Origin of the sequence: Autumnicola tepida (genome assembly GCF_031846485.1) — a bacterium.
Taxonomy (GTDB): Bacteria; Bacteroidota; Bacteroidia; order Flavobacteriales; family Flavobacteriaceae; genus Autumnicola; species Autumnicola tepida.
In genome coordinates this window covers 1-612 of record NZ_JAVRHQ010000108.1, presented here as the reverse complement: position 1 = coordinate 612, position 612 = coordinate 1, and the positions used below count along the sequence as shown (strand labels likewise).

Genomic DNA, 612 nt, shown 5'->3' with positions numbered 1-612 from the left:
GGTGACAGATGCATCATACCAGGAATTTATTCGTGATTCATTCAGCATATTGTTATACTGAGACTCGTCCAGTTGGGTTGCTCCAAAATCCCAGACATCGGCCAGGCCTTCTACATAGATCAGATCTTTAGTTATACTAATGTCAAATGCAGAAGTCTCTTCTGTTACTTCCAGGCTGGCATTACTGTCTACGGAATATCCTTCAGCTCCTTCTAAGGAAACTTCATATTGATACCCAACCGGAAGAACGATACTATACGATCCTCCATCTGCCAAAGAAAGTTCCCATGCCTTACCAAGTTCGTTTTTGAATACAATACTGTAATCTGAAGGAATACCTTCGGCTTCTGCCACATCCACGCTTCCTGTTACGGTAGTATAAGTAGCACTTTTACGTACAATCCTGAAGTAACTTGGTTTATCGGCATCATCGTAGATGCGATACGTACCTGCAGCTTTTGCCATAAAATTCACTTCTGTAAGCTCTCCCCCCACAGCAACTACATCATTTTGAAGTTCCGGATCTGCTACATATTCAAAATGAATATTACCATTACCATTTTGGGTAAGTGTCCAAAGGCTAACTTCGTCATCTTCATTTAGTTCAAGGCT

General features: G+C 41.3%; 1 protein-coding gene. It reads right to left on the bottom strand.

The window, feature by feature from the left end; genetic code table 11:
* Positions 1-612, bottom strand: a 612-nt coding sequence (locus RM553_RS19590; RefSeq protein WP_311536651.1) for a hypothetical protein, incomplete at both ends; no start/stop codon positions are given.